The following is a 7,736-nucleotide window of genomic DNA, read 5'->3' as shown; positions in this document are numbered from 1 at the left end:
GTTTGCAGGGCAATATCGCCTTGTTTCGATGTCGCTGGTCAGAAGAATATTTCAAATCGCTCTTTTTAGAGATGCCCAATAAATATCCTGAAGCTTCGAAAACAGCTTGCCCTGATGGACGAAATGGATTGAATGGACGATGTGTGCCTGGTGGACGGCGCGGGCAGGCCGCGGAAATCCGGACAGGCTTTTTTGCTTTCGGGATGGCTCCGGCCGAACACGCCGGGGCGACCCTGCCAGTCACCACCACCATTCGCTTTGCTCTTCATTCAGCATTCATAATTCATCATTCATAATCTATATGGTATATTTCAGTTCAATTTTTTTACAGAGCGCAAACCACCGTGTGTGCCCATGAGTTATCTGACCACCTCGCGCTGCCGCCTCTTCTATGAGGATACGGCGGAGAACGATCCATCGCAGAAAGAGAAACCGGCGATTGTTTTCGTCAATGGCTGGGCGATTTCGTCCCGCTACTGGAAACCCGCCATCGACCGGCTCAAGAGCGATTTCCGCTGCGTCTGTTACGACCAGAGCGGCACCGGCAAAACCTCGATCGAGGGGTTCCTGCCCGATTTCACGATTCGCGGATTCTCGGACGAAGCAGGCGCGCTGATCGAGCATCTCGGCCTCGACAAATCGCGGAACCTGCACATCGTCGGCCACTCGATGGGCGGCATGGTGGCCACGGAGCTGTGCCTGCGCTACCGCGACGCGCTGCTTTCATCGACCATTCTGGCCTGCGGCATTTTCGAGGAGACGCCGTTCACCTCGCTCGGCCTCATGTTCCTCGGCGGGCTGATCGATGTTTCGATGAATTTCCGGAACGCATTCCAGGTCGAGCCGCTGCGTACGCTCTTCATCAAACGCGCGGCAACCGGGCACATCAGCAAGGAGTACTGCGACATCATCATCGAGGATTTCACCACTTCGGACAAAGCGGCAACCAACGCCGTCGGCCATTTCTCCATCGATCCCGAAGCGCTTCGCAACTACACCAGGAACGTCATCGAGATCGCCTCGCCAGTGCTCTGCTGCGTCGGAATGGCCGACCACACCATTCCTCCCGAAGGCACCGTGACGCTTTTCGAGAAGCGCAAGGCTGCCGCATCGTCACCCACCCGGCTGGTGCAGTTCATGCGCCTCGGCCACCTTCCGATGCTCGAAGATACCCCGCGCTTCGTCGAGGAGCTGAAAAAACATTTTGATTTTGCGGAACATTTTTATAAAAAGACTCAGCCCGCCGCGCCTCTGGCCGATCGGGTGCAGATTCAATGAAATAATTCAGCGGAGCAAACGCTCCTGTTGAGAACAGGCGGTTATGATTCACCATCCTGAACCCGTGTCCACGTGAGCAAAAAAAGTGTTATGAAAATTACCGGTATCCTCCTTGTCGTTATTCTCGGTGCAGGCGCGCTGTTCGGCATCGATCTTTTCAGAGGTCTTCCCAGTCTCAAGGAACTCGAAAATCCCAAGCCGGAGCTGGCCTCTCTGGTCTATTCGGAAGACGGCGTGCTTCTGCACAAATTTTTCCTGAAAAACAGAACCTTCGTGCCGCTCAGGTCGATCTCCCGATGGGCTCCGGCGGCGCTCATCGCTACCGAGGATGTGGCCTTTTACAAGCATTGGGGTGTCGATCTCCGGCGTCTGACCATTGCCATCGGCGAGAACATCGTCAAGGGCCGCACCCGCTGGCAAGGCGCGAGCACCATCACGCAGCAGCTCGCCAAAAACCTTTTCCTCACCCAGGAGCGAACCCTGAGCCGGAAGGGCAAAGAGTTGATCACGGCGATCCAGCTCGAACGAACCTATACCAAGGATGAGATTCTGGCCCTTTACCTGAACACCGTTTACTTCGGCTCCGGTGCTTACGGCATCGAGTCGGCGGCCCAGACCTATTTCGGCAAACCGGCCAGCCAGCTCACCATTCCCGAAAGCGCCACCCTGATCGCCACGCTGAAAAACCCGACGGCCTACGATCCGTCGAAGGATCCCTCCTCGTCGCGTTCACGGCGGAACCTGATCATCGGCCTGATGGAAAAAGAGGGCTTCATCACCCACGCCCAGTCCGTCAAGGCAAAGGCGACGCCGCTCGTACTGCGATATACGCCAATCAGCCATCAGGGCCTCGCGCCCTATTTTACCGAGTACATTCGCCAGACCGTCAAGTCTGGCTCCATGCTCGATGGGGTGAACGTTTACCGCGACGGCCTGACCATCCAGACCACGCTCGACAGCCGTATGCAGCGCTATGCCCAGGAGGCCATTGCCGAACAGGCTGCGTACTTGCAGGCGCAGTTCGACCGGAGCTGGCGATGCCCCGAGTCCCTCAAGACGCAGTTCATCAAAGAGAGCGCCCGATACAAGGAGATGGTCAACGAGGAGGGCATTCCTGCAAACGTGGCGCTTGCCCGCCTGAGAGCCGATGCCGCCTGGATCAGAAATCTGCTCCATCAGAAAACGCGGGTGCAGATGGCTCTGGTCGCCCTCGACCCATCGAACGGCCATGTCAAGGCTTGGGTTGGCGGCACCAACCTCGGGCCGGACGATTACCGCTACCAGTTCGACCATGTCTGGCAGGCCAAACGCCAGCCCGGTTCGGCTTTCAAGCCCTTCGTTTACGCCGCCGCCATCGACCAGGGCATTCCGGCAAACTACCGGATTCTCGACCAGCCCCTCGCGCTGAGAAGCGGAAGCGGAGGCGTCTGGATAGCCAGAAACTCCGAGGGCAACTCCGGCGGCATGACCACCTTGCGTTACGCTCTGGCCCATTCGCTGAACCAGGTCACGGTCAGGCTCGCCTACGAGTTCCTGAGTCCATCGGAAATCATCAACTATGCTCGCCGCATGGGCATCAGCTCTCCCATGCAGCCCAACCTGTCGATCGCGCTCGGCACCTCGGAGGTCTCGCCGCTCGAACTGGCCAGAGCATATACCACCTTCGCCAATAACGGCGCATGGAGCGACGTGCTGCCGGTGCTCAAGGTGCTCGACAAGAACGGCCGCGTCATCGCCGAACACCAGCCAAGCACCCATCTGGGCCTCGATCCGGCGACCAACTACATCATGGTCAGTATGCTCAAGGATGTGATCGACCGGGGCACGGGCATCGCCGCAAGGGCCAGATACGGCCTCGACATGGAGGCCGCCGGCAAAACCGGCACGACCCAGAGCCACCGGGATGCATGGTTCGTCGGATTCACCCCCCAGCTCGTGGCCGTAGTGTGGGCGGGATTTGACGACGAGCGGGTTCATTTCACCTCGATGGAGTATGGACAGGGTGCCAGAGCGGCTTTGCCTGCCTGGGCGAACTTCATGAAAAAGAGCTATACCGATCCATCGCTCAAGCTTGAAAACCGCTACTTCCCGATGCCCGACAACGTCATTGCCGTGCCAAGCGCGGGTTCATCGGAGTCGCCCGACGTGCTGAACCATAACGTCACTGTCGAATATTACACGCCGAAAGCTTACGCGCGCGACCAGGCTGGCGATTTCAACAGCAGCCCTGCACCGGTGAACTCCGGCGCGGTCGAGCTTCCGGACAGCACCGGCGGCTCGCGGGCAATGCCCACCCCTGCGCCCGCGCCATCAGCAGCGCCGCCAGAACCTTTTTAAGCAATATTTTACCCGGTTTCAACATCAACCATGGCAACATCTCTTCAATCGGTCATCGTCCTTGATTTCGGCTCGCAGTACACCCAGCTCATCGCGCGGCGCATCCGCGAAATCGGCATCTACTCCGAAATCCTTCCCTACCACACGAAGGCCGAGGTAATCAAGGCGCATCAGCCGAAGGCGATCATCCTCTCCGGCGGCCCGAACAGCGTCTATGACGAAAAGGCGTTCATGCCCGATCCGGAGGTGTTCAGCCTTGGCGTACCGGTGCTCGGCATCTGCTATGGTTTGCAGGCTATCGCCAAGCACTTCGGCGGCAACGTCGAAAGCTCGTCGAAGCAGGAGTTCGGACGCGCCAAAATGCTGGTGAGCCATGAGGAGGAGCACGAAAGCCTGTTGTTCCGGGAGATTCCGGATTCGGATGTCTGGATGAGCCACGGCGACAAGGTCACGCAACTGCCCGACGGCTTCCGCGTCACGGCCAGTACCGCCAACGCCGAGATGTGCGCCATCGAGAGCTTCGGCAGCAAGGCCGCGCTCAAGGTCTATGGCTTGCAGTTCCACCCGGAGGTGCAGCACTCGCTCTACGGCAAGCAGTTGCTCTCGAATTTTTTGATCGACATCGCGGGCATCACGCCAGACTGGTCGCCGAAGAGCTTCATCCAGCACCAGATCGAGGAGATCAAGCGCGTCGCGGGCGACTCGACCGTGGTGTGCGGCATCAGCGGCGGCGTCGATTCCACGGTGGCCGCCGTGCTCGTCAGCAAGGCGATCGGCGAGAAGCTGCACTGCGTCTTCGTTGACAACGGTTTGCTCCGCAAGGACGAGTCCGAAAAGGTGATGGAGTTTCTCAAGCCGCTCGGCCTGAACATTTCACTCGCCGACGCCTCCGACCTCTTTTTGGGACGGCTCAAAGGCGTGGCCTCGCCGGAAAAGAAGCGCAAGATCATCGGCCGCACCTTCATCCAGGTGTTCGAAGAGAACATCCACGACGAGAAGTTCCTCGTGCAGGGCACGCTCTACCCGGACGTGATCGAGAGCGTCAGCGTCAAGGGGCCGTCCGAAATGATCAAGTCGCACCACAACGTCGGCGGCCTGCCGAAGCGCATGAAGCTCAAGCTGATCGAGCCGCTGCGCGAGCTGTTCAAGGACGAGGTTCGCGCCGTCGGACGCGAGCTTGGCATCGCCGAGGACATTCTGATGCGCCACCCCTTCCCCGGCCCCGGCCTCGCCGTGCGCGTGCTCGGCTCGCTCACGAGGGAGCGGCTCGACGTGCTGCGCGACGCCGACCAGATTTTCATCGATGAGCTGAAATCAAGCGGCCTCTACTCGAAGGTATGGCAGGCCTTCTCTGTGCTCCTGCCGGTGCAATCGGTCGGCGTGATGGGCGACAAACGCACCTACGAAAACGTCCTCGCCCTGCGAGCCGTGGAATCCACCGACGGCATGACCGCCGACTGGGCGCACCTCCCGCACGACTTCCTCGCCAAAGTCTCGAACCGCATCATCAACGAAGTAAGAGGCATCAACCGCGTGGCGTACGACATTTCGTCCAAGCCGCCGGCGACGATTGAGTGGGAGTGAGGAGGAAGAGAGATTTTTGGAGATATGAAACAACCCCGTCGATTTCGGCGGGGTTGTTTGTTTGGGAAAGAAGGATTGAATAACCAAAAGGATTTTTTGACGAAATAACGTAAGATTTTAGAGCAATAAAAATGTCCATAACACTGGACATCACCAGCACACAAAAACGCGATTAAGGAACGCAAGAATAAAGCCGCAACGTTTGCGCGGCATAAATGATTGTCCTAGTGAATTAAGTAATAGCTTTTTATTTCTTCTCCGCCCATAGGCGTTGATTATTAGAAAAGCCACCAATGGTATAAACTAATGTGGCCTCTGAGCTACAAGCAAAGAGTATTCCGAACTCATGGCACTCTTTTACGAAACAATAATCCTCTGAATAGTCCTCAATCATTTGACGCCAATTAAACTTGACTCGAAATGGAATTAATCGATGTACGTCACGACGTACCATTAGTTCATTTGTATCAACCGTATACACCGGTTCTCCTTCAGATGTTAATACCATATCCTTTACAATATTGGAATTGACATCTCTTATTCCAGAAACAACTAATCTTTCATATACATATTTAGATAATGCCACCCCGCTAGTAGATAATCGTGGGTAAGCCGAACTCCATGGATAAAAAGGTTCGACACATGGCGAACCATCAGAATGCACTAAGTAACGCCAGCTATAGGCAACTCCAGCATCAGGATTAGCAATAAGAGTATTAACCAGTGAATTTATATGGTTTGGCAGATAATAATCATCATCACCAAGTTGGCATATCAAATATCCAGAGCATTTATCTATCCCAATATTTCGCAGTAATGAAATTCTCGATGGTATATATAAAGAATGAAATTCCCCTTTATAAGTACTAATATCAACATCTATGATTCTAAGAAAAGGGTAAGCCTCTAATAAGCTTGATTTTTTTGAATTGACAAACAAATTCCCATCATTAACCAATATATGTTCAATCTCACCATCGTAATTCTGGTTCTTTACAGACTCTATCGCTCGAATAAGCGTATCGTCTCTCTTGTTGGTAAGTGTAATCACAGATACCTTACTACTCTTTTTGACTTCTCGTTCAAACATCTAAAACTCCTACCAAATTCCAAGTCCGGATTGATTTCGAAAATTTGAAAGCCTCTGATACGCATCACGGGTCTGCACGTGATGCGCTCCATAGATTATATTTGCCCGTTTGTAAAGCAACGTCATAACGTTTTGCTTCGCTGCAATTTTATGACGAAAAGATGGAAAAACAGCAATTGAAGCAGCAATTTCATCAATAATATTTTCACTCTTAACTAAATTTTTATTATCTAAATACACATGGGCTAACGCCAAAGGATTTGTCCTAACAAGGTATTCCAAGTTATGCGGCAGATCAACGCAATGTCGCTGATGATAAATATTTTCAGCCATATTACTATAAGTAATGGCTTCTGAAATATTATTACGACGCGCCAACTCAGTAGTTACTAAATGACAAATTGAAGCTATTGCATTCGGTGGTGGATTTTTCCATGAGTGGCGAATTAATTCAATTGAATATGATAGCAATTTATTAGGCAGACCTTTCCCTTGTTTCGCGTAGTACGCCTGAGACGCTAAAAGGTACACCGCCAAAATTTCTAATGAGCTTTCCAAAATATCCTTTGAATATGGTGTCTTAATAAGATCGGGTATCAACTTAATTATTGGTTTCGAAAAGGCTATGGTCTCTATTATTAAATTCTTATGAAAAAGAGCGTTGGTTAACATCTGTAATGCCGGATACGATTGATAGCCAACACTAGCAGGGGCAATAATATTTATTTTTTCAGAAACTCCTCCAAGACGAGATAGGGACATTATAATCATATCATCTAATGATAGGTTCAAGTCCTGAATACCTGAAGTTGTATTAATTCCGTTAAAGCTTGCCATTACCTCACCAACTGTTCCAGAATAGTTCTGAAGCAGAATGCAAAATGGATCTCTTTTGCTAGTGTTTACTGTGTATAATGATATATATTTTTTATTCCCATACGGAAATAGAGAGGCAAATCGAATTGTTGACAGCCGGAATGTAGTATTCGCGATAACTATCCCGTAAACCTCCTTTTCACTATAAGCAAGTTGAATGTCTTGGCACCACGTATAAAACGTTCGCACTTCTGAATCCCCACATAAGGAACCATCCCTAAATTTGCACTCGATAATTACTAAGCGCTCGGAATCTTCATAGGTCCAATCTACACTATAGCGACGACCAGTATTACCGCAAATTTTCTTGTATCTTTTTAGGGTTACTTTAATTTTCTCTTTATCAATCGAGAAACTATTACTAATTATTTCAAGGATTGCTTTTTCTACAAGCTCTTCATATCGAGCGCCTATATCTTTGACGTAATATCTAATCACGAATATGATCCCTTGAATCGAAGTAAGCTATTGCTGACCACCTAACAGAAAGCAGATTATTACTCCGGCCAATAAAGGTATCAATTCTTGGCATAGCGAACATTGGGATGATCAAACAGTTTTTCGACTTTGC

6 protein-coding genes are annotated in these 7,736 nt (G+C 51.9%); 4 read left to right on the top strand and 2 right to left on the bottom strand.

All coding sequences use genetic code 11. The features are described 5' to 3' along the window. The 4 genes from FGF66_RS12755 to guaA all read left to right on the top strand — a co-directional run. The coding region (locus FGF66_RS12755) for a hypothetical protein (RefSeq protein ID WP_170181375.1) at positions 1-296 on the top strand (296 nt) is incomplete at its 5' end. A 58-nt stretch (positions 297-354) separates the two neighbouring features. Beyond that, complete coding sequence (locus tag FGF66_RS12120) at positions 355-1,278, top strand: alpha/beta fold hydrolase (RefSeq protein ID WP_139457890.1); 924 nt, start codon at positions 355-357, stop codon at positions 1,276-1,278. A gap of 90 nt (positions 1,279-1,368) precedes the next feature. Beyond that, positions 1,369-3,615, top strand: coding sequence for a penicillin-binding protein 1A (locus FGF66_RS12115; RefSeq protein WP_170181374.1), 2,247 nt, complete (start codon positions 1,369-1,371; stop codon positions 3,613-3,615). A 30-nt stretch (positions 3,616-3,645) separates the two neighbouring features. Next, positions 3,646-5,199 carry a glutamine-hydrolyzing GMP synthase gene (gene guaA, locus FGF66_RS12110; protein ID WP_139457888.1) on the top strand — a complete coding sequence of 518 codons (1,554 nt, stop codon included), beginning with the start codon at positions 3,646-3,648 and terminating at the stop codon, positions 5,197-5,199. A gap of 247 nt (positions 5,200-5,446) precedes the next feature. On the opposite strand, the gene FGF66_RS12105 is transcribed toward guaA, so the two are convergent. Together FGF66_RS12105 and FGF66_RS12100 are read right to left on the bottom strand one after the other, a co-directional pair. Further along, positions 5,447-6,289, bottom strand: a complete 843-nt coding sequence (locus FGF66_RS12105) for a glycosyltransferase family A protein (RefSeq protein WP_139457887.1) — start codon at positions 6,287-6,289, stop codon at positions 5,447-5,449. A 9-nt stretch (positions 6,290-6,298) separates the two neighbouring features. Further along, on the bottom strand, positions 6,299-7,603 hold the full coding sequence (locus FGF66_RS12100) for a hypothetical protein (RefSeq protein WP_139457886.1): 1,305 nt from the start codon (positions 7,601-7,603) through the stop codon (positions 6,299-6,301). Between the last annotated feature and the right edge of the window lie 133 nt (positions 7,604-7,736).

This window comes from Chlorobaculum thiosulfatiphilum, from assembly GCF_006265165.1.
Classification (GTDB): Bacteria; Bacteroidota; Chlorobiia; order Chlorobiales; family Chlorobiaceae; genus Chlorobaculum; species Chlorobaculum thiosulfatiphilum.
This window is presented reverse-complemented; position numbering and strand designations above follow the sequence as displayed.